At 71.7% G+C, this 24,779-nt stretch carries 25 protein-coding genes; 12 read left to right on the top strand and 13 right to left on the bottom strand.

Annotated features, from left to right (window positions below; all coding sequences use genetic code 11):
• Window positions 1–154 precede the first annotated feature (154 nt).
• A complete protein-coding gene (locus NR112_RS09785; protein ID WP_256793898.1) occupies window positions 155–1,345 on the bottom strand; it encodes an ROK family protein in 1,191 nt (396 codons plus the stop codon).
• A gap of 65 nt (window positions 1,346–1,410) precedes the next feature.
• Here NR112_RS09785 and xylA point away from each other — a divergent pair, with 65 nt between their 5' ends.
• Window positions 1,411–2,589 carry a xylose isomerase gene (gene xylA / locus NR112_RS09790; RefSeq protein ID WP_256793900.1) on the top strand — a complete coding sequence of 393 codons (1,179 nt, stop codon included), beginning with the start codon at window positions 1,411–1,413 and terminating at the stop codon, window positions 2,587–2,589.
• Window positions 2,590–2,625: 36 nt separating this feature from the next.
• Here the strand turns inward: xylA and NR112_RS09795 are convergent, their stop codons facing one another.
• The gene (locus NR112_RS09795; protein ID WP_256793901.1) at window positions 2,626–2,985 is read right to left on the bottom strand and encodes a VOC family protein; all 360 of its coding nucleotides are present in this window, start codon (window positions 2,983–2,985) and stop codon (window positions 2,626–2,628) included.
• A gap of 106 nt (window positions 2,986–3,091) precedes the next feature.
• Between NR112_RS09795 and NR112_RS09800 the strand changes: the two genes are divergently transcribed.
• Window positions 3,092–3,436, top strand: a complete 345-nt coding sequence (locus NR112_RS09800; protein WP_256793902.1) for a DUF2200 domain-containing protein — start codon at window positions 3,092–3,094, stop codon at window positions 3,434–3,436.
• Window positions 3,437–3,520: 84 nt separating this feature from the next.
• On the opposite strand, the gene NR112_RS09805 is transcribed toward NR112_RS09800, so the two are convergent.
• From NR112_RS09805 to NR112_RS09820, 4 genes are all read right to left on the bottom strand, one after another.
• A complete protein-coding gene (locus tag NR112_RS09805; protein ID WP_256793903.1) occupies window positions 3,521–4,270 on the bottom strand; it encodes a DUF4386 domain-containing protein in 750 nt (249 codons plus the stop codon).
• Window position 4,271: 1 nt separating this feature from the next.
• Window positions 4,272–4,550 (bottom strand): hypothetical protein, encoded by a 279-nt coding sequence (locus tag NR112_RS09810; RefSeq protein ID WP_256793910.1) that lies wholly within the window; start codon window positions 4,548–4,550, stop codon window positions 4,272–4,274.
• A 125-nt stretch (window positions 4,551–4,675) separates the two neighbouring features.
• Entirely contained in the window at window positions 4,676–7,366 is a 2,691-nt protein-coding gene (locus NR112_RS09815) for a LuxR C-terminal-related transcriptional regulator (protein ID WP_256793912.1), read from the bottom strand.
• Window positions 7,367–7,434: 68 nt separating this feature from the next.
• Window positions 7,435–8,184 carry a TetR/AcrR family transcriptional regulator gene (locus NR112_RS09820; RefSeq protein WP_256793915.1) on the bottom strand — a complete coding sequence of 250 codons (750 nt, stop codon included), beginning with the start codon at window positions 8,182–8,184 and terminating at the stop codon, window positions 7,435–7,437.
• A gap of 115 nt (window positions 8,185–8,299) precedes the next feature.
• Between NR112_RS09820 and NR112_RS09825 the strand changes: the two genes are divergently transcribed.
• The gene (locus NR112_RS09825) at window positions 8,300–9,352 is read left to right on the top strand and encodes an NAD(P)-dependent alcohol dehydrogenase (protein WP_256793916.1); all 1,053 of its coding nucleotides are present in this window, start codon (window positions 8,300–8,302) and stop codon (window positions 9,350–9,352) included.
• Here NR112_RS09825 and NR112_RS09830 read toward each other — a convergent pair.
• Together NR112_RS09830 and arr are read right to left on the bottom strand one after the other, a co-directional pair.
• Entirely contained in the window at window positions 9,330–9,893 is a 564-nt protein-coding gene (locus NR112_RS09830) for a GNAT family N-acetyltransferase (RefSeq protein WP_256793918.1), read from the bottom strand. The genes NR112_RS09825 and NR112_RS09830 overlap by 23 nt on opposite strands.
• Before the next feature lie 21 nt (window positions 9,894–9,914).
• Window positions 9,915–10,862 carry an NAD(+)--rifampin ADP-ribosyltransferase gene (arr, locus tag NR112_RS22495; protein ID WP_306217032.1) on the bottom strand — a complete coding sequence of 316 codons (948 nt, stop codon included), beginning with the start codon at window positions 10,860–10,862 and terminating at the stop codon, window positions 9,915–9,917.
• Window positions 10,863–11,006: 144 nt separating this feature from the next.
• Here arr and NR112_RS09840 point away from each other — a divergent pair, with 144 nt between their 5' ends.
• The 3 genes from NR112_RS09840 to NR112_RS09850 all read left to right on the top strand — a co-directional run bounded on the left by NR112_RS09840 (window position 11,007) and on the right by NR112_RS09850 (window position 14,130).
• Complete coding sequence (locus NR112_RS09840) at window positions 11,007–11,591, top strand: carboxymuconolactone decarboxylase family protein (protein ID WP_256793919.1); 585 nt, start codon at window positions 11,007–11,009, stop codon at window positions 11,589–11,591.
• Window positions 11,588–12,466 carry an RNA polymerase sigma-70 factor gene (locus tag NR112_RS09845; protein ID WP_256793920.1) on the top strand — a complete coding sequence of 293 codons (879 nt, stop codon included), beginning with the start codon at window positions 11,588–11,590 and terminating at the stop codon, window positions 12,464–12,466. Before NR112_RS09840 ends, NR112_RS09845 begins: the two co-directional genes overlap by 4 nt.
• An 86-nt stretch (window positions 12,467–12,552) precedes the next feature.
• Window positions 12,553–14,130 carry a phosphatidylserine/phosphatidylglycerophosphate/cardiolipin synthase family protein gene (locus NR112_RS09850; protein ID WP_256793921.1) on the top strand — a complete coding sequence of 526 codons (1,578 nt, stop codon included), beginning with the start codon at window positions 12,553–12,555 and terminating at the stop codon, window positions 14,128–14,130.
• A 39-nt stretch (window positions 14,131–14,169) separates the two neighbouring features.
• On the opposite strand, the gene NR112_RS09855 is transcribed toward NR112_RS09850, so the two are convergent.
• Window positions 14,170–14,976, bottom strand: a complete 807-nt coding sequence (locus NR112_RS09855) for a GTPase (protein ID WP_256793922.1) — start codon at window positions 14,974–14,976, stop codon at window positions 14,170–14,172.
• 138 nt (window positions 14,977–15,114) lie between these two features.
• Window positions 15,115–16,404: a threonine/serine exporter ThrE family protein gene (locus tag NR112_RS09860; RefSeq protein ID WP_256793923.1), complete on the bottom strand. Its 1,290-nt coding sequence runs from the start codon at window positions 16,402–16,404 to the stop codon at window positions 15,115–15,117.
• A gap of 118 nt (window positions 16,405–16,522) precedes the next feature.
• Between NR112_RS09860 and NR112_RS09865 the strand changes: the two genes are divergently transcribed.
• Window positions 16,523–18,502, top strand: coding sequence for a GAF domain-containing protein (locus NR112_RS09865; protein WP_256793925.1), 1,980 nt, complete (start codon window positions 16,523–16,525; stop codon window positions 18,500–18,502).
• A 175-nt stretch (window positions 18,503–18,677) separates the two neighbouring features.
• Here NR112_RS09865 and NR112_RS09870 read toward each other — a convergent pair whose 3' ends face one another.
• Window positions 18,678–19,112, bottom strand: coding sequence for a ribonuclease H (locus NR112_RS09870; protein WP_256793927.1), 435 nt, complete (start codon window positions 19,110–19,112; stop codon window positions 18,678–18,680).
• A 455-nt stretch (window positions 19,113–19,567) separates the two neighbouring features.
• On the opposite strand from NR112_RS09870, the gene NR112_RS09875 reads away from it, so the two are divergent.
• Window positions 19,568–19,783, top strand: a complete 216-nt coding sequence (locus NR112_RS09875) for a hypothetical protein (RefSeq protein WP_256793928.1) — start codon at window positions 19,568–19,570, stop codon at window positions 19,781–19,783.
• Between the two features lie 98 nt (window positions 19,784–19,881).
• On the opposite strand, the gene NR112_RS09880 is transcribed toward NR112_RS09875, so the two are convergent.
• Window positions 19,882–20,730: an alpha/beta fold hydrolase gene (locus tag NR112_RS09880; RefSeq protein ID WP_256793929.1), complete on the bottom strand. Its 849-nt coding sequence runs from the start codon at window positions 20,728–20,730 to the stop codon at window positions 19,882–19,884.
• A gap of 68 nt (window positions 20,731–20,798) precedes the next feature.
• Between NR112_RS09880 and NR112_RS09885 the strand changes: the two genes are divergently transcribed.
• From NR112_RS09885 to NR112_RS09895, 3 genes are read left to right on the top strand one after another with little or no spacing between them, the layout of a single operon-like run.
• Complete coding sequence (locus NR112_RS09885) at window positions 20,799–21,404, top strand: TetR/AcrR family transcriptional regulator (protein WP_256793930.1); 606 nt, start codon at window positions 20,799–20,801, stop codon at window positions 21,402–21,404.
• Window positions 21,405–21,450: 46 nt separating this feature from the next.
• Complete coding sequence (locus tag NR112_RS09890; RefSeq protein ID WP_256793931.1) at window positions 21,451–22,350, top strand: NAD(P)-dependent oxidoreductase; 900 nt, start codon at window positions 21,451–21,453, stop codon at window positions 22,348–22,350.
• Window positions 22,347–23,381: a zinc-dependent alcohol dehydrogenase family protein gene (locus NR112_RS09895; RefSeq protein ID WP_256793933.1), complete on the top strand. Its 1,035-nt coding sequence runs from the start codon at window positions 22,347–22,349 to the stop codon at window positions 23,379–23,381. Before NR112_RS09890 ends, NR112_RS09895 begins: the two co-directional genes overlap by 4 nt.
• A gap of 109 nt (window positions 23,382–23,490) precedes the next feature.
• Here the strand turns inward: NR112_RS09895 and NR112_RS09900 are convergent, their stop codons facing one another.
• Window positions 23,491–23,883, bottom strand: coding sequence for a VOC family protein (locus tag NR112_RS09900; protein ID WP_256793935.1), 393 nt, complete (start codon window positions 23,881–23,883; stop codon window positions 23,491–23,493).
• Between the two features lie 147 nt (window positions 23,884–24,030).
• Between NR112_RS09900 and NR112_RS09905 the strand changes: the two genes are divergently transcribed.
• Window positions 24,031–24,753 (top strand): DUF72 domain-containing protein, encoded by a 723-nt coding sequence (locus NR112_RS09905; RefSeq protein ID WP_256793936.1) that lies wholly within the window; start codon window positions 24,031–24,033, stop codon window positions 24,751–24,753.
• Window positions 24,754–24,779 lie beyond the last annotated feature (26 nt).

A 24,779-nucleotide genomic window follows, 5' to 3' on the forward strand; every position in this document is an offset into this window, starting at 1 on the left:
AGCGCCGATGGTACTGCACTGGTGACGGTGTGGGAGAGTAGGACGCAGCCGGACAACCATTCACGACAACCCCGCCAGCACACCTGGCGGGGTTGTCGCATGTCCGCATCCATTCACGCCACCAGAGCGCCTCTCCCGACGGAAAGGCGCTCTGTCAGTGTCCGAGCACTCCAGCCGGGTCGCGGACGAGCTCGTCGAGGGCGAGCAGGGCCGCGCCCGTCGCGCCGGGCGCGGGGTCGTCCGAGGCGATGACGACGCGGGGACTGACCCAGCGCCCCGCCAGCACCCGCCGGCCGAGGATCTCCTCGACCTCCGGGGTGAGCAGGTCACCCACCTGCGCCAGGTGTCCGCCGAGGACGACGGTGGGGATGTCGAGGACGTTGACGACACCCGCGAGGGCGACTCCGAGAGCCCGGGCCGCCGATCGCGTGGCCGCCCGCGCCTTCGCGTCGCCGGCCCGGGTCCGCGCCGCCAGCTCGGACGGCGTGGTGGACGCGTCGAGCCCCGCGGCACAGAGCATGGCGAGCCTGCCGGCATACTGCTCGAGGCAGCCGGTTGAGCCACAGCGGCAGGGGGGTCCGTCCGGGTCGACGCAGACGTGGCCGATCTCCCCGGCCCAGCCGTGGCGGCCGCTCATGACCACGCCGTCGACGACGACCGCGCCGCCGATGCCGACCTCGCCGCTGAGGTAGACGAAGTCCTGAGGCCGGCTGGCGCGCCCCGGCGCCGGATGGGCGTATGCGTGCGCGGCGAGGTCGGCCTCGTTGCCGATGCGCAGCGGCAGGCCTCCGAGGGCGGCCTCGAGCGCAGCGCCGGGAACGACGTCCTCCCAGCCGAGGTTCGGGGCGCTGAGCAGGCGACCGGACTCGCCATCGACGATGCCGGGCAGCGCCAAGCCGGCGCCGACGACGCGGCAGCCCGGGGGAGCCGTCCCGAGGACCCGGGCGGCCATCGTCCGCAGACGGCGGAGGGCGCCCCCGGGTCGTGAGCCGGCGAGGTCGGCGGTCACGAGCCGCTCGGCGAGCACCGCCCCCGTCAGGTCGACGAGGCGTACCGCGAGGTGGCCGACCCCGACCTGCATGCCGAGCGCGGCGAATCGACCGCTCGATGCCGTCAGTGGGGTGGCCGGCCGACCCGGACGCCCGGGCCCGCCCACGACCGACTCGACCTCGTCGAGGATCCCGCCGGCGACGAGCTCGTCGACGAGGCGCGAGACCGTCGAGCGGGTCAGGGAGCTGGCGGCCGCGACGGCCGCGCGCGACGGCGCGGTGTCGGCGGCGAGGACGGTGCGCGCGACGAGGGCGAGGTTCGCGTGGCGCAGGCTCGCCTGGCGCAGGTTGGCCATGCCTTGACCCTAGCCGGTCCACGACGTAAGTTGCATGACAAAACTAATCTCGTCAAGGAGTCGCAATGACGCGCCAGCCCACCCCCGACGACAAGTTCTCCTTCGGTCTGTGGACCGTCGGTTGGACCGGCACCGACCCCTTCGGCGGGCCGACGCGTCCCGTCCTCGACCCGTGGGAGTACTCCGACAAGCTCGCCGAGCTCGGCGCCTGGGGCATCACCTTCCACGACAACGACGTCTTCCCCTTCGACGCCGACGACGCGACCCGCGCCCGCATCACCGGCCAGCTCAAGGACGCGACCGACCGCGCCGGCCTCACCATCGAGATGGTCACGACGAACACCTTCAGCCACCCCGTCTTCAAGGACGGTGGTCTCACGGCCAACGACCGCGGCGTGCGCCGCTTCGGCCTGCGCAAGGTGCTCCGCGCCGTCGACCTGGCCGCCGAGATGGGCGCCTCGACCTTCGTCATGTGGGGCGGTCGCGAGGGCAGCGAGTACGACGGGTCGAAGGACCTCCACGCCGCCTTCGACCGGTACAAGGAGGGCCTCGACACCGTTGCCGGCTACATCAAGTCCCAGGGCTACGACCTGCGGATCGCCTTGGAGCCCAAGCCGAACGAGCCGCGAGGCGACATCTTCCTCCCGACCGTGGGGCACGCGCTGGCCCTCATCGCCGAGCTCGACCACGGCGACATCGTCGGCCTCAACCCCGAGACGGGGCACGAGCAGATGGCGGGCCTCAACTACACGCACGCGCTCGGCCAGGCGTTGTGGAGCGACAAGCTCTTCCACATCGACCTCAACGGCCAGCGCGGCATCAAGTACGACCAGGACCTCGTCTTCGGGCACGGTGACCTCGTCTCGGCGTTCTTCACGGTCGACCTCATCGAGAACGGCTTCCCGGGCGTGCCCGACGGGCCGCGCTACACGGGGCCGAGGCACTTCGACTACAAACCGTCGCGCACCGAGTACATGGACGGCGTGTGGGAGTCGGCCAGCGCGTGCATGGCGATGTACCTCCTGCTCGCCGAGAAGGCCGCCGCCTTCCGCGCCGACCCGCGCACCGCGGAGGCGTGGGCGTATGCCGGCGTGCTCGGCCTCGCCGAGCCGACCCTGGCTGCGGGGGAGTCGCTCGAGGACTTCCTCGCGACGGACGACGGCTTCGACGCGGAGAAGGCCGCCGAGCGCGACTACGGCTTCGTCCGGCTCAACCAGCTCGCGCTCGAGCACCTCGTCGGCTGAGGCACCCGGGCGCGGCCCTGGGCCGGCGCTGACGCGTCAGTCGACGCAGAGACAGAAGGGGTGGCCGGCAGGGTCGAGGAAGACGCGGAACGAGGTGCCCGGCTGGTTCTCGTGCTTGGTCGCACCGAGCGCGAGCACCTCCGGCTCGGCCGCGTCGAGGTCCTCGACCATGACGTCGAGGTGCATCTGCTGCGGCACGACCTGGCCGGGCCACCGGGGCGAGCTGAAGTCCTCGACCTGCTGGAAGCAGATGCACTGTCCCGTCTCCGTGTCGCGGATCTCGCCCCACCCGTCGGACGCCTTGACCGTCCAGCCGAGCAGGGTGCCGTAGAAGGTGGCGAGTGCCTCTGCGTCGGGGCAGTCGATGACGAAGCTGGGGTAGCGAGCGATGGCCATGGCGAGAACGCTACGACCTCTCCCGGACGGAAGGCGTCCGTATGCCGTGGCTCCTTTCCCGTCCCCGTGGCGGTCCGGCGTCGGCGGACCTCGCTACCCTCGGAGCATGGGGCACCGCATCTTCACCACCTCCGTCGCGTCGGTCTACCCGCTCTATGTCACGAAGCTCGAGCGCAAGGGTCGGAGCAAGGCCGAGCTCGACGAGGTGATCGAGTGGCTGACCGGCTTCGACGACGCTGAGCTTAACCAGCACCTCGCCGCCGAGACGACCTTCGAGGACTTCTTCGACCAGGCGCACCTCAACCCGAACGCGTCCGCGATCACCGGCGCCGTCTGCGGCATCCGCGTCGAGGAGGTCGAGGACCCGCTCATGCAGAAGATCCGCTACCTCGACAAGCTCGTCGACGAGCTCGCCAAGGGCAGGGCGATGGAGAAGGTCCTCCGGGCCTGATGCGGCGAGCTCGCACAGCACGAAGGTGGCCCTGCAAGAGCGGGGCCACCTTCGTGCCGTGCTGTCGTGGCCGTGCACCGGGGGTCAGCCGGCGTCCCGAGCCTGGAGCGCCGCGACCGCCTCGGGGCGGAAGCCCTTGAACGTCATCCAGATGCCGACGCTGAGCTCCCAGGCCGCGATGGGCAGGGTGAGCAGGAACGAGGCCGTCGAGACCTGGTCGAAGATGCCGAAGAGGTTCGCGACGAACGCGGCGAACAGCAGGGGCGCACCGACGAGGCCGATGGTCGGGATGATGCGGGGCACGAGGCGCGAGCGGTAGAGCAGGGTGCCGAAGAGCAGGGCGTTGAAGACCGGCATCAGGCCGGGGCCGAAGAGGAAGGTCCAGTTGCGGACCTCGACGAGGGCGTTGGCCGTGACGGTCAGCGCGGCCGGGTCGGCACCGGAGGTGGCGAAGTCCTGGCGCATCGTGACGACGGCGAGCAGGCTGACGACGCCGATCATGACGACGGCGGCCTCGACGAGCCGGGAGGTCACGAAGCCGAGGGCCATCGACCCGTTCTGGCGCTTGACCACCGAGTAGACCGCCACCGCCGAGCCGATCGCCGTGAGGGCGTTGACGGCGTCGAGCAGGCAGCCCCACAGCACGCGGGTGTCCTGGCCGGCGCCGGTGACGTAGGCGGCGTCGCTGAGCACCGGCCCGATGAGGATGAGGGCGGGGATCGAGGAGAGGAAGGTGAGCAGGTAGAAGATGCCTGCCGCTCGGGCGTGCTTGCGGGTCGGGTCCGGGGCGGCCCCGGACGGGTGGATGGCTCGGGTGGGTGCGGTGGTGGTCATGTCAGGCTCCTGTGGGTGTGGTGTCGGGGTGGCGGGGTGGGCACGGCTCGGCGGCCTCGACCTGTCGGACGGAGACGAGCGGCAGGCCGATGTCGCGCATCCGGAGCAGCAGTCCGTGCAGGGCTGCCTGGTCGACGACGGGACCCACGAGTCGGGTGAGGCCGTGACCGGTGGTCAGGGTCATGCCCTCGAAGGTGGCGGCCCATCGCTCGTCGAGCCGGCCCTGGAGGCGGATCTCGTACCACCCGGCTCCGTCCGGGTCGGTGGCTGCGGTGTTCATGTCCCGCACGCTAGGAGCCGACGTGGTGAGCGCGGATCACCTCATGTGGTGAGCGACGTGGTGATCTCCCGCCCGACTCGCCAGACCCGCCGGCACCTGTCGGCGAGCGCGCGGACCACGGGGGCTCAGAGCAGTCCGAGCTCGCGCGCCCTCGTCACCGCCGCCCGCCGCTCGTTGACGCCGAGCTTGGCGTAGACGTTCTTCGTGTGCGTGCGCATGGTGTTGAGCGAGACGTAGAGCTCGCTCGCGATCGCCGGCCCGCTGAGGTCGCTGGCCAGCAGCCGGAGCACGTCGAGCTCGCGGGAGCTCAGCCGGTCGACGAGGCCCTCCCGCCGCGGCTCCGGGCCGGCGCCGGTGAGCGCGTCGAGGAGGCGTCGGGGATAGCGCCACGTCGGGTCGCGCTCGACGATGGCGGCGAGCAGGTCGGCCATCGGCGCGCCCTCACCGACGAAGACCCGGGCGTAGCCTCGCGGCTCGGCCTGCCGCAGCGCGCGCGAGAGGGTGTCGAGCGCCGGCTGGAGGTGGCGCCGCCCGGGGACGTGGAGGGCGAGTGCCTGCACCGCAAGGATCTCGATCAGGGTCCCGGTGCGCCCACCCTCCTCGGCTGCGACCCGCAGCCGGTCGAGGAGCCCGACTGCCGCAGCGCGCGCCGTCCCGTCGCCGTCCTTCTGGTGCAACAGGATCCGGGCGAGCGTGAGGTGCTCGAACTCGCGCACGTAGGTCAGGTCGTCGTCCGCCGTCAGCTGCCGGGCGCGAGCCCAGTCACGGGCCTCGTCGACGCGGCCCTGCCGCACGAGCACCCGCGCCCGCTGCGCCGCGACCGGGCACACGTCCGGCGAGAAGTCGCCGACGTAGACCCGCTCGGCCTCCTCGAGCAGGGTCACCGCGCCGGAGAGGTCCCCGTCGGCCTCGGCGAGCCGTGCCCGGGCGACTCGCCACCGGTAGGGGTGCTGCGGCAGACCGAGGCCCTCACCGAGCGCGGCGACCTGATCGAGGTAGGCCGTGGCCGCGGCGATCTCGCCTCGCTCCAGCGCGACCTGGCTCAGGCCGGTGAGCATGTCGGCCTCGCCGCGCAGGGGGCCGTCGACCTCGTGGACCGAGGCGAGCCGGAGCGCCTCCCGGTAGGTGCGCTCCGCGTCGTCCAGCCGCCCCTGGGTGACGCGCAGGTCGCCGAGCGTGATGGAGCAGCCGAGCACGTCGGAGATGTTGCCGGCGCGCTCGAGGCCGGTGACGGCGAGCGAATACGCCCGGTGCGCCGACTCGAGGTCCCCGCCGGCCCAGGAGGCGAGGCCGGACAGGGCGGCCGCCGCCGCGACGGTGAGGTCGTCGCCGGGGGCGGCTCGCGCGATCGCGAGATCGGCGTGGGCGACGGTGCCGGCCGCGTCGCCGCCGACGAGCGCGAGGGCTGCGCGGTAGGTCTCCATCGCCCCGGGCACGCGGGCCAGCTCGTGCTCCTCGAGCACGACGAGGTCGGCGGGTGGCTCGGCCAGCACCTGCTCGAGCTCGTCCAGCCGCCCCGGGACCGTCCGGAGATCGCCCAGCGACATCAGCGACCCGATGAAGCCGACCGCGAGGACGGGTCGGCGGCGCACCAGATCGGCCGGGAGGACGTCGACCCAGCCGCGCACCGTCGCCTCCTGCCGCTGGCGCAGCAGGCCGATGGCCGACCGTTCCATGATGTCGGCGGCGAGCTCGACGTCACCGGCGGCGACGGCGTGCCGGACCGCGAGCACCGGCTCGGCGTCGACGGCATACCACCGGGCGGCCCGGCGGTGCAGGTCGGCGACCCGGTCGGGAGCCTCGGTGGCGAGGTGGGTGCGCAGGACCTCGGCGAAGAGGTGGTGGTAGCGGTACCAGTGACGGGTGCCGTCGAGCGGCACGACGAAGAGGTTCGACCGGTCCAGGTGCTCGAGCATGGCGCGCCCGTCGTCCTGCTGGGTCACGGCGTCGCAGAGGGAGCCGCTGAGCCCTTCGAGGATCGAGGTCTCGAGCAGGAAGCGCCGGACGTCGGCGGACTGTCGGCCGATGACCTCCTCGACGAGGTAGTCGACGAGGTAGCGGTCGTCACCGGCGAAGCCTCCGATGAAACCGGCCACGTCCTCGCGGTCGGTGAGCGAGAGGGCGGCCAGCTGCAGCGCCGCGATCCAGCCCTCCGTGCGCGCCTCGAGGGCCGCGATGTCGCTGGTCGTCAGGTCCAGGCCGGCGACGCCGTTGAGGTATGCCGCGACCTCCTCGATGGTGAAGCGCAGACCCGCTGCGCGCACCTCGGCGAGCTCACCGCGCGCTCGCAGCCGCGCCAGCGGGAGGGCCGGGTCGGCTCGGGTGCTGATGACGAGGTGCACGTGGGGAGGCAGGTGCAGCAACAGGAAGGCGACGTCGTCGGCAATCGCCGGGCCGTCGGCCAGGTGGTAGTCGTCGAGGACGAGGTCGACCTCCTCGAGCCGGGCGCTGAGCTCGTTGAGCACGAGCGTGAGAACGGCCTCGACGGGCGGGTTCGCGCTGCGCAGGAGGGCCAGCGCGCCGGCACCGACGCCGGGGGCGGCACCGTCCAGGGCGGACACGACGTAGCTCCAGAACGCCGTGGGCTGCTGTTCGGTCCCCTCGAGGGACACCCAGGCGACGGCGCGTCCGGCCGTCCGGGCTGCGTCGGCCCACGAGGCCAGCAGGGTGGTCTTGCCGAAGCCGGGAGGTGCGGAGACCAGGGTCAGCCGCGGGGGTGACGTCCGCGCCCGGCCGTCGACGAGCCGTGGCCGGGGGACGAGCCCCCGGCGTACCTCGGGGATGTGCAGCTTGGTCAGTACCAGCGGGTTCGGCATCGCCCCTCATTCGCCGCGCGGCGATCCTCAGGCCAGTAGAGCACGGAACGGTGTGGTGGTCGGCCGACTCAGTGCGTCTCGGAAGACCTGGTGCGGGAGGTCGGGCGCGAGGTCGGTCGCGTGGTCGGTCGGGAAGCCTTCGGGCGGGTCACTCGGGCCTCGAGCGCGTCGAGGACGAGGTCGAGGCCGTAGTCGAACTCCAGGCCGAAGGCGTAGCCCGGCTGCAGGACGTGGCCGGTCGTGAACTCGAGCAGGTTGGGGTAGTCGGCGGCGAGGTACTCCAGCATCATCGACTCGGCCACCTCGCCGACCGTCTCCGGGCCGTTGATCGGCAACGAGGCCTCGGACATGGCGAAGCCGTAGACGTAGGAGTCGATGAGGGCGTACGCGTGTGCCGTCAGCTCGAGCGAGAAGCCGGCGCCGCGGAGGCAGCCGATGACGGCGTCGAGGTGACGCAGGGTCGCCGGGCCCGGGCTCGTGCGTGACTGCAGCAGCGGGATGGCCCACGAGTGGCGGCGCAGGACCGTGCGCGCGGACGCGCAGCGGCCGTGCATATCCGCACGCCAATCCCCTTCTGCTGCAGGCAGGTCCATCTCGCCGAAGACGCGGTCGACGATGCCGTCGATGATCTCGTCCTTGCCCCCGACGTAGTGGTATATCGACATCGGCTTGGTGCCGAGCTGCTCGGCGACGGCACGGATCGTCAGCGCGCCGAGCCCGCCCTCGTCGGCGACGCGCATGGCCCCGTCGAGCACCCGGTCCCGGCTCAGCGCCGCGCGGGTCGTGGGCGCGGGGCTGCCGCCTTTGCTCGTCGCCACGTCGTGCCTCTCGTCGCTCGTCTCGCTGGTCCTAGCCAGCGTCGTACTAAGTACGCTATCGTTATCGTACTAAGTACGACGCGACCGACGCGCCGCTGACGATGGAGAAGCAGTCATGAAGGACCAACCGCCCACCGTCATCGGTGGGAGCGCGTCAGGTCAGTCGCACCGGGTCGCGAGCACGATGCAGGCCGTCGTCCAGGACGGCTATGGCACGTCAGACGTCCTGCGCGTCGCCGAGGTCGCCCGTCCCGTCATCGGGCCGCGCGAGGTGCTCGTCGAGGTCCGCGCCGCCGGTCTCGACCGCGGCACGTGGCACCTCATGCAGGGCAAGCCGCGGCTGCTGCGCCTCGTCTTCGGCCTCCGGGCGCCGAAGCAGCCCGTCATCGGCCGCGACGTCGCCGGCGTCGTCGCCGAGGTCGGCTCCGAGGTGACGGCGTTCGCCGTCGGGGACGAGGTCTTCGGCGTCGCCCCGGGCTCGGTCGCCGAGTACGCCGTCGCCCGCGAGGACAAGCTCGCCCACCGTCCGGCCACCGTGACGTGGGAGCAGGCCGCGGTCGTCCCCGTCTCCGGGGGCACCGCCCTGCAGGCCGTCGTCGACGCGGGCCGGGTGGCCGAGGGGCAGAAGGTGCTCGTCACCGGCGCCTCCGGCGGAGTCGGGTCGTATGCCGTCCAGCTCGCACAGGCGGCCGGCGCCGAGGTCACCGGGGTGGCCAGCGCGGCCAAGGCCGACCTCGTCCGTGCCCTGGGTGCCGACCACGTGCTCGACTACGCCGTCGACGACGCCGCGGACGGGACGCGCCACTACGACCTCATCATCGACATCGCAGGCCTGTCCGAGCTCTCCCGGCTGCGGCGCGCGCTCACGCCGAGGGGCACCCTCGTGCTCGTCGGTGGCGAGGGCGGCGGCGACTGGACGGGCGGCACGATGGGCCGACAGCTCCGGGCGCGGCTGTCGTCGGTCTTCAGCGGGCAGCGCCTGACGAGCGTCATCGCACAGGAGCGGGGCGCCGACTACGTGCGGCTGGCCGCGCTCCTCGAGTCGGGAAAGGTCGTGCCCAGTCTTGAGCGGGCCTACCCCATGGCCGAGACCGTGGACGCGATGAGGCACCTCGAGGCCGGCCGGGTCCGCGGCAAGATCGCCGTCACGGCACGGTCCGGCGCATGACGCAGTTGCCCTGGCCCTTGGCCCGGACGTAGGCGAAGCCGGCCCGCTCGTAGAGGGCGCGGGTCCCGTCGTAGAGGACCGACTTCTTCTTGCCGTCGTTGTCGTGCGGATAGCCCTCGACGACCCCGCCACCGGACGCGGCCACGAGGTCGAGGACGCCCTGCAGCACGAGGTCCGACACGTGCTGCCGGCGGTGGCACTTGTCGACGAAGATGCACGTGATCCGGTAGTCGGGCAGGAGGTCGAGCTCCTCCTCGTACTGCTTGCGGTGGTAGATGTTGGGCAGCTCCGCGGGAGAGCCGAACTGAGCCCAGGCCACGGCCTCGTCTGCGTCGAAGGCGAGCGCGGCGTGCGCCCGGCCCTCCTCGACGAGGCGCTTCTTGAGGTCCCGGTTGGCCTCGTACTCGCGCTCCTTCTCCCAGCTCATCGTGTGGAACCACGTGCACCAGCAGCCACCGAAGACGCCACCGTGCCGCTCGATCATCGCGGCGTACGCGTCCCACGTCTCGGGTGTCAGCGCCTTGACCTCGTAGTCCGTCATCGTCCCCTCCTCGGTCGGTCCCTAGTCGTCCATGGCCTCGATGCCGAGCTCGGCGAGCTCGCCCATCCGGGAGCGGATGTGCTCGACCATCGCCGCCGGCGGCGGTTCCCAGCCGACGACCTCCTCGACGACACGCAGCGGCTCGGTCGTGCGGTAGGAGCGGGTCGGATTGCCGGGGAAGCGCTTGTCGGTGACGTTCGGGTCGTCCTCGATCGTGCCGACCGGCTCGACCCGGTAGACCCGCGGCGGCCCGTCGCCGCGGGCGAGCTCCGCGGCCAGAGGTGCCCCCTCGCGGCTGGCCGTGAGGTAGATGTGCTTCGACTGCCGGCCCGAGCCGTAGTTGGAGCGCCACCCCGGGGTGAGCAGCTCGCCGACGGCGACGTCGGCCCGCGTCCCGTGGAAGAAGGGGCCCGGGTCGTCGACGACGCGGGGCGTGGGCGGCGGGTCGCGGAGCAGGCTGTCGAGCCGGGTCATGAGGGCCGCGACCCGGGTGCGCCCGCGCGGCGCTCGCGGGTAGCGACCGAGCACGTCGAGCAGCTCTGGCGTGGCCCGCTTCGCGGCAGCCGTGACGACGTACTCCGCGACGACGGGGTCATCGCCCCGGGCGAGCTCGGCCGCTCGGGCGGCGTGGGCCGCCGCCCCGAGGATGTGGCGCACCTGCGTCGCCTTGGCGAGCGGGTGGAGGTATGCAGCCGCGGCCGCATCGCCGGCAGCGGTCGCCGCGTACCGGGCGGGCTCGGTCGACGCCTCCTTCGCGGCACGGTGGGCGTCGGCGGCGGCCGTCCTCTGGAGGCGCGAGCGCGGAGCACCCTCGGCGAAGACTCGCGCTGCGTCGAGCGCGGCCGCCGGGCGCGGGTCGTCGGGCTCAGCCCGCCCGAAGAGGACGAGGGAGGGCTCGGCGCACGACACGGCATACGCCACCACGGCTCGCAGGTCGTCCGTCGTCAGCTCGAAGTCACCGGTCTGCATCCTTCGCAGTTTTCCACGGAGGCGAGCCGGCGGCAGCCGGTGCGGCCCTCCGTTCTCGAACTTTGTCGCGACGGGGTGTCACATCCAGGCGGCGGCCGGTGTCTTCATGTCGACGCAACCCAGACGTTCTCCCGAGGAGGAACCATGACCACCAGGATCCAGCCGAAGCCGATCACCGGCGCGTACGGCGCTGTCGTGAAAGTCTTCAGCCGCAGGATGTTCGGCCAGGTGCCGGAGTCCCTCGGCGTCATGTGGCACCACGTCCCGGCGCTCAAGGCCGGCATGCGCTTCGGCCAGCAGCTGCAGAAGTGGGACGCGTGCGACGAGGGCCTCAAGTCCTTCGCGCACATGGCCGTGGCCTCGCTCATCGGCTGCACGTGGTGCCTCGACTTCAACTACTTCATGGCCAAGAACCACGGGCTCGACGTGGAGCGGGCACGCGAGATCCCGAGGTGGCGCGAGTCCGACGTCTTCCTCCCGCTCGAGCGAGAGGTCATGGCGTACGCCGAGGCGATGAGCCAGACGCCGCCCACCGTCACCGACGAGATGGTCGAGAGCCTCGCGGGCCAGCTCGGTGAGGCCGCGCTCGTCGAGCTGACGACGGTCATCGGCTACGCCAACCTCACGACGCGCTCGAACGTCGCGCTCGGGATCGAGTCGGAGGGCTTCGCGGCGGCGTGCGGTCTGCGGCCGATGGCGGAGCGCTCCGCCGTACGCTCGACGGCATGAGCCGGGACCCGTTCCTCGACCACCGCAGCCTGCTCTTCACGGTCGCCTACGAGATGCTCGGCTCGGCCGCTGACGGCGAGGACGTCGTGCAGGAGACGTGGCTGCGGTGGGCCGACCTCGGTGACGACGCGCGCGCCGACGTGCGCGACCCCCGGGCCTACCTCGTGCGGATCGTCACCCGGCAGGCGCTCAACCGGCTGCGGACCCTCGCCCGCCGCCGCGAGGACTACGTCGGCGAGTGGCTGCCGGAGCCGCTCCTCACGAGCCCGGACGTCGCCGAGGACGTCGAGCTCGCCGAGAGCGTGTCGATCGCGATGCTCACGGTGCTCGAGACCCTGACCCCGACCGAGCGGGCGGTCTTCGTGCTGCGCGAGGTCTTCGACGTGCCCTACGACGAGATCGCCGAGGCCGTGGGGAAGGGGACGGCGACGGTGCGCCAGGTGGCCCACCGCGCCCGCGAGCACGTGGCGGCCCGTCGTCCCCGGGTGGCGGTCGACCGGTCCGAGCAGGAGCAGGTGCTCGAGCGCTTCATGGCAGCGGTCACGACGGGCGACGTGCAGGGGCTGATGGACGTGCTCGCCCCGGACGTCGTCCTCGTCGCCGACGGTGGCGGGCTGGCGCAGGCTGCGCGCCGTCCCGTCGCGGGGGCGAGGCGGGTCGCCGCCTTCCTGTCGAACTTCCCGCGCGTCAGTGACGGGGCGCAGATCGCGCACCTGTCGCTCAACGGCGGCCGGGCGGTGCGGATCGACCTGCCCGACTTCGGCACGACGGTCGTGAGCGTGGCCGTCGAGGACGGCCGGATCACCCACGTCTACGCGATGCGCAACCCGGCCAAGCTCGAGCGGCTGGGGCAGGAGGCCGAGCTCAGCCGCTGACCCGCCTCACGGCATACGCGATCGGTCTCGGGCGCGTGTGCCGTCGCAAGCGCTCGCCGCTGTCCCGGATGCGGCATGCTCGACGCATGGTCGAGCCTGCTGACTGGTTGCTGACCCGGGTCGAGCGCGGCAACCCGACGACCCGGGTCGACGCGCTCCACGGTGACCGGGCGTGGTCCGAAGGCAACCACGTGCGTCCGCTCATCCACGGCGCGACGTACTTCCGCGCGCTGCACGACGCGCTCGAGGCGACCGGCCCGGGAGACCTCGTGCTCTTCACCGACTGGCAGGGCGACGGCGACGAGCGGCTGACCGGCGAGCCCGGCAGCGAGGTGGTCGAGGTCCTGTCCCGTGCGGACCGGCGCGGCGTCGTCGTCTACGGGCTGGTGTGGCGATCGCACCTCGACCAGACCGGCTTCTTCGCCACGGAGAACCGGCACCTCGGGGAGCAGCTGGAGAAGCGGGGCGCCAAGGTGCTGCTCGACATGCGGGTGCGCACCGGCGGCTCGCACCACCAGAAGTTCGTCGTCATCCGGCACCGGGACGACCCGACCCGCGACGTGGCGTTCGTCGGCGGGATCGACCTCGCGCACAACCGTCGGGACGACGCGAGCCACGAGGGAGACCGACAGTCCCAGCGCCTCACCGACGAGTACGGCGCGCACCCGCCGTGGCACGACGTCCAGACGGCGATCCAGGGGCCGGCGGTCCACGACGTCGAGACGGTCTTCCGGGAGCGGTGGGAGGACCCGACGCCGTTGTCGCGCGCTCCGTGGCGCCGCGCGGCCGACAAGGCCCGCGGTCTCGCCACCGCGCCGGCTCCCCTCCCGGAGCAGCGGCCGGCGCCCCCACCCGCCGGGGACCACACGGTGCAGCTCCTCAGGACCTATCCCGACCTTCGGCACGGCCGCGACTACCCCTTCGCGCGGGGCGGGGAGCGCAGCGTGGCCCGCGGCTATGCCAAGGCTGTGCAGCGGGCGGAGCGTCTCGTCTACGTCGAGGACCAGTACTTCTGGGGCCACGACGTGGCACGCGTCTTCGAGGACCGGCTGCGGACGCAGCCGGGGCTGCACCTCGTCGTCGTCATCCCGCTCGTGCCCGACCTCGGCGGGATCAACCGGGTGCCGCAGCTGCTCGGTCGTGAACGCGCCCTCGCCCGGCTCAGGGCGGTCGCTCCCGGCCGCGTGGCGGCATACGGCCTCGAGAACCGGGCCGGCGTGCCCGTCTACGTCCACGCGAAGGTCTGCGTCATCGACGACACGTGGGCCGGTATCGGCTCGGACAACTTCAGCCGCCGCTCGTGGACCCACGACTCGGAGCTGTCGGCCGTCGTGCTCGACGAGGCGTATGCCCGAGACCTGCGGCTCACGCTCGCGGCCGAGCACCTCGACCGACTGGAGGAGGTCGGCGAGCACGGCCTCGAGGCGACGATGGCCGACTGCCTGGACGCGGCAGGGATGTACGAGGCCTATGCGCGTCACGCTGCGGAGCTCGAGGCCTGGCACGCGGGCGGCAGGGGTGGGGAGCGGCCGCCGGGCCGGTTGCGCATCCTGCCGATGCCGCATCTCACGGCCCACCAGCGCGCGTGGGCAGCGGTGCCGCTCGACCTCGTCCACGACCCGGACGGCAGGCCGACGGCGCTGCGGAAGGCCGACCGGTACTGACGTCGGCCGTTCCTGCTGCCGGTCGGGGCCGGCGACGGGTCAGGCGTGGCCGCTGAGCTGACCGAGGCGCGTGGCGAGGGCGTCGACCATCGCGCCGGCGCGCTTCTCGGGCAGGGGTGACTTGCGGTCGCCGCCCTGGCTGGAGACGGGGAGCACGTCGATCGAGAGCTTGGCGCCGCCGGCGAGGGCGCGCAGGGCGTCGACCTTGTCGCCGAAGGGCGTGCCGCTGCCGGGGGAGTAGTGGTGGACGGCCTCGTCGACGGTGTCGGGGTAGAGGTCGGTCTTCGTCACGGCGATGATGAGCCAGATCGGCTTGGTGCGGCGCACGGCCAGCGAGGCGATGCGGTGCGAGGTGATGGTCCAGTCCTCGAGCTCGGCGGCGAGCTGCTCCTCACGGGTCGCGGTGGCGATGCCGCTCGTGCCGCCCGCGCGGCGCGGGGTGGCGTAGCCGTTGGCGACGACGTGGATGAGGCCGTCGACCGGCTCGTCGTGGAAGACCTCGTCGAGGGCCGCGAGGCGGGTGGCGGCGTTGTCGCCCGGGACGACGAGGAAGCGGAAGCCGTGCAGCTTGGCGCCCTTGCGGGTGCGACGCTCCATGACGGCGGAGCCGACCTCGGCGGCGGCGTCGTCGGTGGAGCGGCGGGTCAGCCGGTCGATGAGCTGGCTCTTGCCCACGCCGGTCATGCCGGTCACGGCGACCATGGGGTAGCGGTCGCGGAGCAGCCGGCTCAGCCGTTCGGGTGCGGAGGCGAGAGCGGTCAGCAGACCGGTGGCGACGGTCGCTCCCAATGCGGTGCGACTCGACGTCGGCAGGATCGTCCTGATCCGGGATGAGGTCTGAGACACGGTGCCTCCTCGGCGTGCTGGTCTGGGGCCAGTTGACCCTAGAGCCTACGTTCCGTACCCATGCCGGGGGTACGCGCACCCGCGGGCACCGAACAACACCCCGTCCTGGCGAGAGGACAGGGTGTTGCGTCTCCGACTCTAGTCCGCGGGCGCCGGGTGCGCCGAGGCGGTCGGTGCGGGAGGCGGGGGCGGGGTGGGGGCGGGGTCTGCGGCGAGCCGGCCGCGCAGGGCGCGGCCGACGGAGGAGCCGACGAGCAGGCCGAGCGCGATCGCGATGGCGACGCCGAGCAGGCCGAGGGCGACGTCGGTGGCCGACTCGCGCCCGGCGGCGAGCTCGGTCACCCCGACGAGGCCGAGGCTGCCCGGGACGAGCAGCCAGAAGGCCGGGAGGAAGAGCACGAGGCGCGGCAGCTGCGGGCGGCGCAGCTCGACGATGCTCGCGCCGAGGCTGGCCGCGATGGCGCCGAGGAAGCCGCCGAGGGCGACCCCGCCGAGCTCCTGCCCGGCGAGCTGGGCACCGAAGGCGAGGCTGAGCACGAGCAGGACCCACCCCTGCATGCGCAGCGGTACGCCCTCCATGAGGCAGATGCTCGCCCCGATGAGGATCAGGCCGACGGCGGCCCCGACCCAGCCGATCTCGTCGACGCGGAGGTTGACGAGGGTCGGCGTCGGCACCCGGAGCACGGCTGTGGCCATGAGCAGCCCGAGTGCGAAGAGGCCGAGCTGGGCCAGCCCGTAGGTGAGGCGGGCCGAGCCGGCCTGCATGTGCCCGGAGGCGAGCTCTGACATGCCGTTGACGACGAGCGCGCCGGGGAGCAGGACCGCGAGCGGGGGCAGGACGGTGCGCAGCGGGCCCTCGAGGAGTCCGGCGTTCGCGGCGCCGAAGACGACGAGCGAGACGGTGAAGGCGGCGAGGGTGGGCAGCAGGGCCTTGACGACCTCGTACCGCTCGGCGAGCTGGACGAGGGCCAGGACGATGAGGGCCCCGACTGCCGCCGCGGCGATGTTGGCCCAGCCGGGCTGCAGGATGAGCGCGATGCCGACGGCGAGGACGGGCCAGGCGAGGGCGACGAGCCAGGCCGGCTGTTGGACGGGGCGCTTGGACGTGGCCGCGAGCTCGTCGCGTGCAGCCGCTGGGCCGAGCTCGCCGTGCACGAGCTGGTGGCGGATGAGGCGGACGCTCGCCGACTGGTGCAGGCGGAGGCCCGGTGGCGCCGAGCGGAAGGTCGCTGCGCCGCCCGGGGTGAGGCTGACCATGAGGCCGGTGGGCCCGACCGCGGTCTGGACGTCGGGGTAGCCGAGGCGGACGCTCACCTCGGCGAGCTCCTCCTCGATCTCCTGCACCGGCTGCCCGGTGGCGATCATCGCGGTGCCGAGCTCGGCCAGCAGGGCGCGGGTCTCGGTCTGCCGGTCCGCGTCGTCCTGCATGGTCGCCATCATGTCAGCGGATCGCCCGCCGGGAGGCGTCGTCCGGGTCCGGCTCCTCACCCTCCGTGAGGTTGCGACTTTCTCGACCGCGCGCTGTCCGACAGGAGGAAACTGCAGGGTGCAGCGCATCGAGGCACAGGGCGGGGAGCGGCGCATGGTCAAGTCCGGAGAGGCGGCGGAGGACAGCATCGCCGTGATGTCGCGCCAGGCACTCGTCGGGCGTCTTGCGCAGGTCAAGGAGCAGTTCCGGGCGACGAGCGACATCCTCAAGGTGTTGACGAGCTCGTCGGGAGACCCCGACAAGGTCTTCGACGCCGTCGTCGAGAACGCCCGGACCCTCCTCAACTCGGCCGTCGCGCAGATCTACCTCGTCAAGGGCGAGACCTACGTCATCGCGCGCCAGAGCGGCATGTCGGACGAACACCGTCGACTCCTCGAGGAGCACCCGATCAAGCGCGATCGCGGCACCCTCGTCGGCCGCGTGACCATCGACCGCCAGATCCACCACATCACCGACGCCCTCGCCGACCCGGAGTACAGCCGCTCCGACCTCCAACGGATGGCCGGCTTCCGCTCGATGATCGGCGCGCCGCTCATCGTCGGCGACGAGGTGGTCGGTGCGCTCAACGTGATGCGGAACCGGGTGGCTCCCTTCGACGACGTCGACGAGCGCGTGCTCGCGACGTTCGCCGAACAGGCGGCTCTCGCGCTGCGACACGTCGACCTGTTCGCTGCTCTCGAGAGCAGGTCCGCGGCGCTCGAGAGCCGGTCGGCCGAGCTGGCACGCAAGGTCGAGCAGCTGGAGGGTCTCGCGGACGTCGGTGCCGCGATCAGCTCGACCCTCGTCCCGGACGAGATGCTCGCCACGATCGTGTCGCACGCCGTCGAGCTGTCCGGCACCGACGGCGGTTCGCTGATGGAGTACGACGAGGCGACCGGGCTCTTCAAGGTGCGAACGGTGTACGGGACGAGTGACGTCACGGTCGCTGCCCTTCGAGCGGCCGAGATCCACATCGACCGGACATGGGTCGGCAAGGCTGCTCGCACCCGCCGGGTGCTGCAGATCCCCGACCTGGACGAGGCGCAGCTCGACGAGCACCTGGCGGTCCTGCACGCGGCCGGCTGGAAGTCGCTCGTCGCCGTCCCGCTCGCCAGCCCCGACCGGGTCGTCGGGGTCCTCGTCGTCCGGCGGAAGAGGACGGGTTCCTTCAGTGGCGAGACGTGCGACCTGCTCGACACGTTCGCGAGCCAGTCCGCGGTGGCACTGACGAACGCCCGCCTCTACCAGCAGCTCGAGCTGCAGAGCGCCGACCTGGCAGAGGCGAGCAGGCACAAGTCGGAGTTCCTCGCGAGCATGTCGCACGAGCTGCGCACCCCGCTCAACGCCGTCATCGGCTTCTCCGAGGTGCTCCTCGAGCGGATGTTCGGCGACCTCAACGAGCGGCAGGAGGACTACCTCAAGGACATCCACTCCGCCGGCCGCCACCTGCTCGCGCTGCTCGGCGACATCCTCGACCTGTCGAAGATCGAGGCGGGGCGGATGGAGCTCGACCTCACGACGTTCCTCGTGGACGACGTCATCGGTCAGGCCCTCGCGCTCGTGCGCGAGCGGGCGACCGTGCACGGCATCGAGCTCACGCTCGAGGCGGAGCAGGGCCTCGGGCTCGTCACGGCGGACGAGCTGCGCCTCAAGCAGGTGCTGCTCAACCTGCTCAGCAACGCCGTCAAGTTCACGCCCGACGGGGGCTCCGTCGCGGTTCACGCCCGTCGCGACGGGGGCGCCCTCGTCGTGACCGTCACCGACACGGGCATCGGTATCGCGCGAGAGGACCAGGCCCGCATCTTCGACTCGTTCCAGCAGGGCAGCAGGTCCGCATCGACGACGGAAGGAACCGGCCTCGGGCTCACGCTGAGCAAGCAGATCGTCGAGCTGCACGGGGGCGCGATGTGGGTGCGGAGCACCCTCGGGGAAGGCAGCACGTTCGGCCTCCGGATCCCGCAGGCGCCGATGACCGCCGAGGCGCGGGAGGAGCGGTGGGCCGCCGACGACCTGGCAGGTGCCGGACCGACCGTCGTGGTCATCGAGGACGACCCATGATCAACCTCAAGCTCGCCCGGGACGTCCTCGAGTTCGCCGGCTTCACGGTGACCGTCGCCGACGTCGTCCGGGTTCGACGGCTACCTGGAGAAGCCGATCAGCGTGCGTGACTTCCCGACCGAGGTGCGCCGCCACCTCCACGAGGTTCAGCGGCGGCGCTGACCGGGCCCGTGGGTCAGGCGCCGAGGCTGGCGGCGACGGCGAGCTCGTCGACGAGGTCGTTCATCTCGTGACGGGAGTGTCCCTTCACCCACTGGAAGGCGACGTCTTCGCGCTGTCTGACCGTGTCGACGAGTGGCTCCCACAGGTCACGGTTGGCGACCGGCTTCTTCTGCGAGTTGGTCCAGCCGCGCTCCAGCCACCCGGCCCACCACTGGTCGCGGAAGCAGTTGACGACATACGTCGAGTCGCTCACCACGACCAGCGGTCCCGGGAGGGCCGTGACGGCTTCGAGTGCGGCACGGATCTCCATGCGCTGGTTCGTGCTCGGTCTCTCGGATCCCGACGCGAACCGTTCCCGGTCGATCGCCCACGCCCAGCCACCGGGTCCGGGGTTCCCTGAGCAGGCGCCGTCGGTGTAGACGAAGGTGGCCCCGGCCGGGATCGTCATGGGCGCCTTGGGAGCTCGAGGCTTGGTGACCGTGCCGCGGGTAGGTGCCGCCGACGTACGCGTCGGTGTCGGCGCCAAGCCGGGAAGGGCCAGCTCCGCGCCGCAGTCGGCGTGCGTCCACGCGGTGGCGTCACGGTCGGCGCTGACGATCGCATCCCCTGGTCGAATGGGCGTCTGGCACTGGGCGCAACGCCCCGGGTACTGGGCCAGCACGGCTCTCCTCATGGCTCGGTCGACGTGGGGCGCGGGACGGCGTCCGCCTGCGCCTCCGATCTGCGACTGAGCGTACTGACGACGGCGGACACCGACGCACCGCCGTCGTCGTGCGGTCGTTGCCGCGGCAGGACGAGTGGGCCGCTTGCAAGAATGTCGCCCCGGGCTGCATCCGGACGCATCCCCCGTGCGGAAGAAGGGTTGATGGGTGACTCGCACCCACCAACAGAAAGGGATGTCTCATGAAGCGCATTCTCGCCACGGGGTCCATCGCCGTTCTCGCCATGGTCGGCTTCGCCGGCAGCGCCTCCGCAGCACCGTCCACTTCGGCTTGCTTCGGTCAGGTGCACAAGACGGTGAACAGCGGCGGCGTCCCGGGATTCGAGAACGTGGGGCAGCTCGTTCAGGCCGTCGGCGGGGGCCAGGCCAAGAACGCAGTCGCAAAGTCTCTCTGCTGAGAGGCCGGCTCCTCACCAAGTGATCGACAGCGGCGGCTCGGATCCGGACCCTCGGACCCGAGCCGCCGCTTCGCATGCCGTCAGCGGTCGGTGTGCGATCACGCGAGCCGCTCCCAGAACCCGCGGATGTGGCAGGACAGGGCCGCCGGCTGCTCCAGCGGGACCAGGGTGCGAGCTCGCTCGACCGTCACTGCCATGGCGTCGGGTGCCACGGCGGCGGCAGTCTCGGAATCCTGCGGACTCCAGTCGCCGCGGTCGTCGGACGCCACGAAGAGGCTCGGGACCGTGAGGTCTGCGAGCTCAGCAGTGACATCGACCCGGTTGAGGATGAAGGACCGGACGGCCAGGGCCATGCTGCGGCGGGTGGGGCGCGCCAGGGACTCCTCCACGACCTGGCGCAGAGGCGCACGGTCGCGAGAGGCGTCGGTGAGCATGGCCTGGAGGATTGCCGTGCGCACCGGTCCCACGGGTCCTGCGGTGCGAAGGATCGGGAGCAGGAGCGTGATCTGTCGGCGCAGTGGGGCGTCGACCGGCTGGGCCGGTGAGCTGACGGCCACGAGACTGCGGAGCAGCCCGGGTCGCGCGGCGAGCTTGAATCCGACGTGCCCGCCGAACGCGTTGCCGACCCAGTCGACCGGCCCGTCCACGCCGAGTCCGACGAGCAGGTCGCTGGCCGCGTCGGCGGCGCCAGCGATGTCGCTGGCCTCGCGCAGGGGCTCGCTGAGTCCCAGTCCGGGCGGGTCGACGAGGGCGTACCGGCGCCCCTGAGGCAGCAGCGGCAGCACCGGATCCCAGGTGTGGCTGTCGACGAACATCGACGACCACAGCACCGTCGTGGGTCCGTCGCCGACGAGACGGACGTGAAGCCGGCCGAGCCGGGTGGGCACGAGGGCGGTGCTCTCGTCGAGCGTGCCTTCGCTGCCTGAGGCGGGGGTGTGCTGGTCCATCGAGTGCTCCTTGGTTGAGTTGATTTTAGTGAGACTGACATGAATATATTGAGGTTAGCATTGCTCGCATGAAAGATGGGGCGGCTCGTGCGTACCGGATGACGGCCCGGGCGGAAGCGGCCGAGCGGACCGGCCAGCGGATCATCGACGCGATGCTCTGCCTCTACGCCGACGTCCCGTACGACCGCATCCGGCTCGAGGACGTCGCGTCGGAGGCGGACGTCACGGTGCAGACGGTGATCCGGCGCTTCGGCACGAAGCACGGACTGCTCGCCGCCACGGTCGAGCGCGAGCTCTCTCGCCTTGCCGCCGACCGTGCGGCCGCCGTTGGGGAGAGTCCCGAAGCCACGCTGCACTCGCTGGTCCGCTACTACGAGAACCATGGCGCCCTGATCCTCAAGCTCTACGCCGAGGCGGGGCAGGCGCCCGGTGTGCCTGAGCTCGCCGCCCGCAGCCGCAGCTACCACGTGAGCTGGTGCCGGGAGGCTTTCGCCGAGCGCCTCGACGGCATTCACGACAGGGCGACGCGAAGACGCCGGCTGGCCCAGGTCGTCGCCGTCTGTGACGCCACGACGTGGCGGATCCTGCGGTTCGACGGCGGGCTCACCGCCCGGCAGACCGAGGAAGCGCTCCGCGAGATGCTGCTCCCCTTGCTGCTGCCACCTGCTGCGTGACCGGCGCGCCCAAACGGTGGTCCGGCATCGGTGATTGGATCGGGGTATGCGCATCTTCTTCACCGGCGGCAGCGGCAAGGCCGGCAAGCACGTTGCAACGTTCCTCGCCGAGCAGGGGCACCAGGTCACGAACGCCGACCTCGTGCCGCTACGGCATACGGCCGTCCACGACCTCAGGGTCGACCTCACGGACGCCGGCGAGGTCTACTCGGCGCTCGCGGGTCTGGCGCGCTTCGACGAGCTCGACCTGCCGGCCAAGCCGGTCTACGACGCCGTCGTGCACTTCGCCGCGGTGCCGGCGATCCTGCTCACGTCGGAGGCGAAGACGTACGCGACGAACGTGCTCAGCACGTACAACGTGCTCGAGGCCGCGACCCGGCTCGGCGTGCGCAAGGTCATCTTCGCGTCGTCGGAGACGACGTACGGTGTGTGCTTCGCGCAGGGTGAGCGGCGGCCGCTGTACGTGCCGGTCGACGAGGAGCACCCGACGGTGCCGGAGGACTCGTACGCGATGTCGAAGGTGGCCAACGAGGTGACGGCGCGTTCCTTCCAGGCGCGGACCGGTTTCGACATCTACGGGCTGCGGATCAACAACGTCATCGAGCCGCACGAGTACGCCGAGATGTTCCCGCCGTTCCTGACGGACCCGGCCCTGCGCCGGCGCAACATCTTCGCCTACATCGACACCCGCGACCTGGGCCAGATGGTGGCGCGCTGCCTCGAGGTCGACGGGCTGGGCTACGAGGTCTTCAACGTCGCCAACGCCGACATGTCCGTCGCGGCGACGACCGACGAGGTGCGCGAGCGCTTCTACGACGGGGTGGAGCTGCGGCGGCCGATGGGGCGCAACGAGACCTTCTACTCCATCGACAAGGCGCGCGACCTGCTCGGCTACTCGCCGCAGCACTCGTGGCGCGACGTCCTGACGGACCCGCACGCGTCGTGAAGGCCGTCGTCTACGACGACTACGGGCGTCTGCCGTATCTGGCCGATGTGCCCTCGCCTGAGTGTCCGTCTGACGGGGTCGTCGTCGCCGTGAAGGCGACGGGCGTATGCCGTTCGGACTGGCACGCGTGGAAGGGGCACGACCCGGTGTCGTTGCCGCACACCCCCGGTCACGAGCTGGCCGGTGTCGTGGACTCGGTCGGCGCCGGCGTGCATGACTGGGTGGTCGGGGACCGGGTGACGGTGCCGTTCGTGTGCGGGTGCGGCCGGTGCTCGTGGTGTCTGGCCGGGGAGGCGCAGGTGTGTCCGGACCAGACGCAGCCGGGGTTCACGGGGCCGGGGTCGTTCGCCGAGCTCGTGGCGATCCACGGCGCCGACACCAACCTCGTGCGGCTGCCGGACTCGGTGGACTTCGTGACGGCGGCGTCGCTGGGGTGCCGGTTCGCGACGGCCTTCCGGGCTCTGACGACGCACGGGCGGCTGGGTCCTGGTGAGTGGCTGGCAGTGCACGGGTGCGGTGGGGTCGGGTTGTCGGCGGTGATGATCGCGGTGGCGCTCGGTGCACGCGTGGTCGCCATTGACGTGAATCCGGCTGCGCTGGAACGGGCTTCGTCGCTCGGGGCTGCGGTGGTGGTCGACGCCGGCAGCGTTGCGGACGCGGCGGCCGCGATCCGCGAGGTCACGGGTGGCGGCGCGCACGTCTCCCTTGACGCCTTCGGGTCGCCCGAGCTGGCGGTGGCGTCGGTGCGCAGCCTGAGGCGGCGAGGCCGGCACGTGCAGGCCGGGCTCCTGCTCGGTGCGTCGTCGACTCCGGCCCTCCCGATGGACCTCGTCATCTCCCAGGAGCTCGAGATCTACGGATTGCACGGCATGCCCGCGCGCGACTACCCGGCGATGCTCAGCCTGATCGAGGACGGCACGCTCCGCCCGGCTGACCTCGTCGGCCAGGTCATCGGCCTCGACGAAGGCGCCGCCGCCCTCGCCGCGATGGACACCTCGGGAACCACGGGCATGACCGTCATCAGTCTCTGATGTCGCCGCTGCCCCCGGAGGGCTGGGGCGATCGGGCAGGTCGACCGGGAACACGCGGGCGCGGTCTCCGCGTACGGAATGCCTGGCTCTGTCGTGGGGCCGGTGGACGTCAGGTGTCGCTCTCGAGGGCGAACGTGTTGCCGTCCGGGTCCTGGATCCATGCGATGCGACCGCCACCGGCTCGCGGGGCGATCCCCCTCACGTCCTGCCCGAATCCGTCGTAGTGGACGAGCTCGACACCGGCCGCGGCCAGCTCGTCGACGACGTCGTCGAGGTCATCCACGTACCAGGTGGCGAGTGTCGCCGAGGTCGCCCCCGCTGTCGCTGACTGGTAGACGTTGAGGGCCAGCGCGCCGCCGGAGCCGTAGACACGGCCGCCGTCGGCGATCTGGGCGCTGGGCCCGGATCCCAGCGGCTCGAGACCCAGCTTGCCTTCGTAGAACGCGACCGCACGGCCGATGTCGGACACCGCCACCGACGCTCTCAGGGGAAACTCGCTCAACGGCACGGTCTGACCTCCTCGATGCAGCATGGACGGACGCCTGCCATTGTCGTCCTCGCGTCACTGCCCGGAACTCGACCCCACCACCTGTGCCTCGACCGGCCGTCATGAGCCTCGACATCCGACGCACCGGGTATGGGTAGGTCCGTGGACGTTCGGGTTGGGCTCTGCGGTTGGACGGTCTCTCAGGCGTCGTACGTACGACGCTTCGACGTCCTCGAGGTGCAGAACACCTTCTACGACCCGCCGGCGGACGCCGTGCTGACGCGCTGGCGCACCCAGGTGCCCGACGACTTCGAGTTCACGATGAAGGCGTGGCAGATCGTCACCCATGAGTCCAACAGCCCTACCTACCGCCGTCTGAAACAGCCTCTGCCGGAGAGTGCCAACGGACGGGTGGGAGGGTTCCGGACGACGCCTGAGGTCCTGGCGGGTTGGGGACGGACTCTCGAGTGCGCCCGCCTCCTGCGGGCCACCGCGGTGCTGCTCCAGTGCCCGAAGAGCTTTCGCCCGACAGTCGAGAACATCGGTCGGCTGCGGAGCTTCCTCTCTCAGGTGAAGCGGCCGGCCGGTCGGCTGCTGTGGGAGCCCCGTGGTGAGTGGCCCACGGAACTGCTCAAGGAGCTCTGCGCCGAGCTGGAGCTGGTGCACGTGGTGGACCCGATGCAGACCGAGACGGTGACACCGGAGCACACGTACTACCGCCTGCACGGCACCACGGGCTCGCGCCACGTCCATACCGATGACGAGCTCCGCCGGTTACGAGACCTGGTCGACGGCCGCCCGAGGCCGTACGTCATGTTCAACAACCTGCCCCGCACCGGCGACGCAGAACGCTTCCTCGACCTGCTCTCGAGCAACGGCGTGTGAAGGCGCGATCCGAGGATGCGAGCGCC

The organism is Terrabacter sp. Ter38 (assembly GCF_024519435.1).
In the GTDB taxonomy this organism is placed as follows: Bacteria; Actinomycetota; Actinomycetes; order Actinomycetales; family Dermatophilaceae; genus Terrabacter.

Bases quoted from the DNA above. Each gene is read 5' to 3' on its own strand.
- NR112_RS09800 (WP_256793902.1), top strand. From the start codon at position 3,092: ATGGGGCACCGCATCTTCACCACCTCCGTCGCGTCGGTCTACCCGCTC.
- NR112_RS09850 (WP_256793921.1), top strand. From the start codon at position 12,553: ATGGTCGAGCCTGCTGACTGGTTGCTGACCCGGGTCGAGCGCGGCAAC.
- NR112_RS09805 (WP_256793903.1), bottom strand. From the start codon at position 4,270: ATGACCACCACCGCACCCACCCGAGCCATCCACCCGTCCGGGGCCGCC.
- NR112_RS09785 (WP_256793898.1), bottom strand. From the start codon at position 1,345: ATGGCCAACCTGCGCCAGGCGAGCCTGCGCCACGCGAACCTCGCCCTC.
- NR112_RS09815 (WP_256793912.1), bottom strand. From the start codon at position 7,366: ATGCCGAACCCGCTGGTACTGACCAAGCTGCACATCCCCGAGGTACGC.
- NR112_RS09880 (WP_256793929.1), bottom strand. From the start codon at position 20,730: ATGGACCAGCACACCCCCGCCTCAGGCAGCGAAGGCACGCTCGACGAG.
- NR112_RS09825 (WP_256793916.1), top strand. From the start codon at position 8,300: ATGAAGGACCAACCGCCCACCGTCATCGGTGGGAGCGCGTCAGGTCAG.
- NR112_RS09810 (WP_256793910.1), bottom strand. From the start codon at position 4,550: ATGAACACCGCAGCCACCGACCCGGACGGAGCCGGGTGGTACGAGATC.
- arr (WP_306217032.1), bottom strand. From the start codon at position 10,862: ATGCAGACCGGTGACTTCGAGCTGACGACGGACGACCTGCGAGCCGTG.
- NR112_RS09885 (WP_256793930.1), top strand. From the start codon at position 20,799: ATGAAAGATGGGGCGGCTCGTGCGTACCGGATGACGGCCCGGGCGGAA.
- NR112_RS09860 (WP_256793923.1), bottom strand. From the start codon at position 16,404: ATGCAGGACGACGCGGACCGGCAGACCGAGACCCGCGCCCTGCTGGCC.
- xylA (WP_256793900.1), top strand. From the start codon at position 1,411: ATGACGCGCCAGCCCACCCCCGACGACAAGTTCTCCTTCGGTCTGTGG.
- NR112_RS09890 (WP_256793931.1), top strand. From the start codon at position 21,451: ATGCGCATCTTCTTCACCGGCGGCAGCGGCAAGGCCGGCAAGCACGTT.
- NR112_RS09795 (WP_256793901.1), bottom strand. From the start codon at position 2,985: ATGGCCATCGCTCGCTACCCCAGCTTCGTCATCGACTGCCCCGACGCA.
- NR112_RS09875 (WP_256793928.1), top strand. From the start codon at position 19,568: ATGAAGCGCATTCTCGCCACGGGGTCCATCGCCGTTCTCGCCATGGTC.
- NR112_RS09845 (WP_256793920.1), top strand. From the start codon at position 11,588: ATGAGCCGGGACCCGTTCCTCGACCACCGCAGCCTGCTCTTCACGGTC.
- NR112_RS09840 (WP_256793919.1), top strand. From the start codon at position 11,007: ATGACCACCAGGATCCAGCCGAAGCCGATCACCGGCGCGTACGGCGCT.
- NR112_RS09870 (WP_256793927.1), bottom strand. From the start codon at position 19,112: ATGACGATCCCGGCCGGGGCCACCTTCGTCTACACCGACGGCGCCTGC.
- NR112_RS09830 (WP_256793918.1), bottom strand. From the start codon at position 9,893: ATGACGGACTACGAGGTCAAGGCGCTGACACCCGAGACGTGGGACGCG.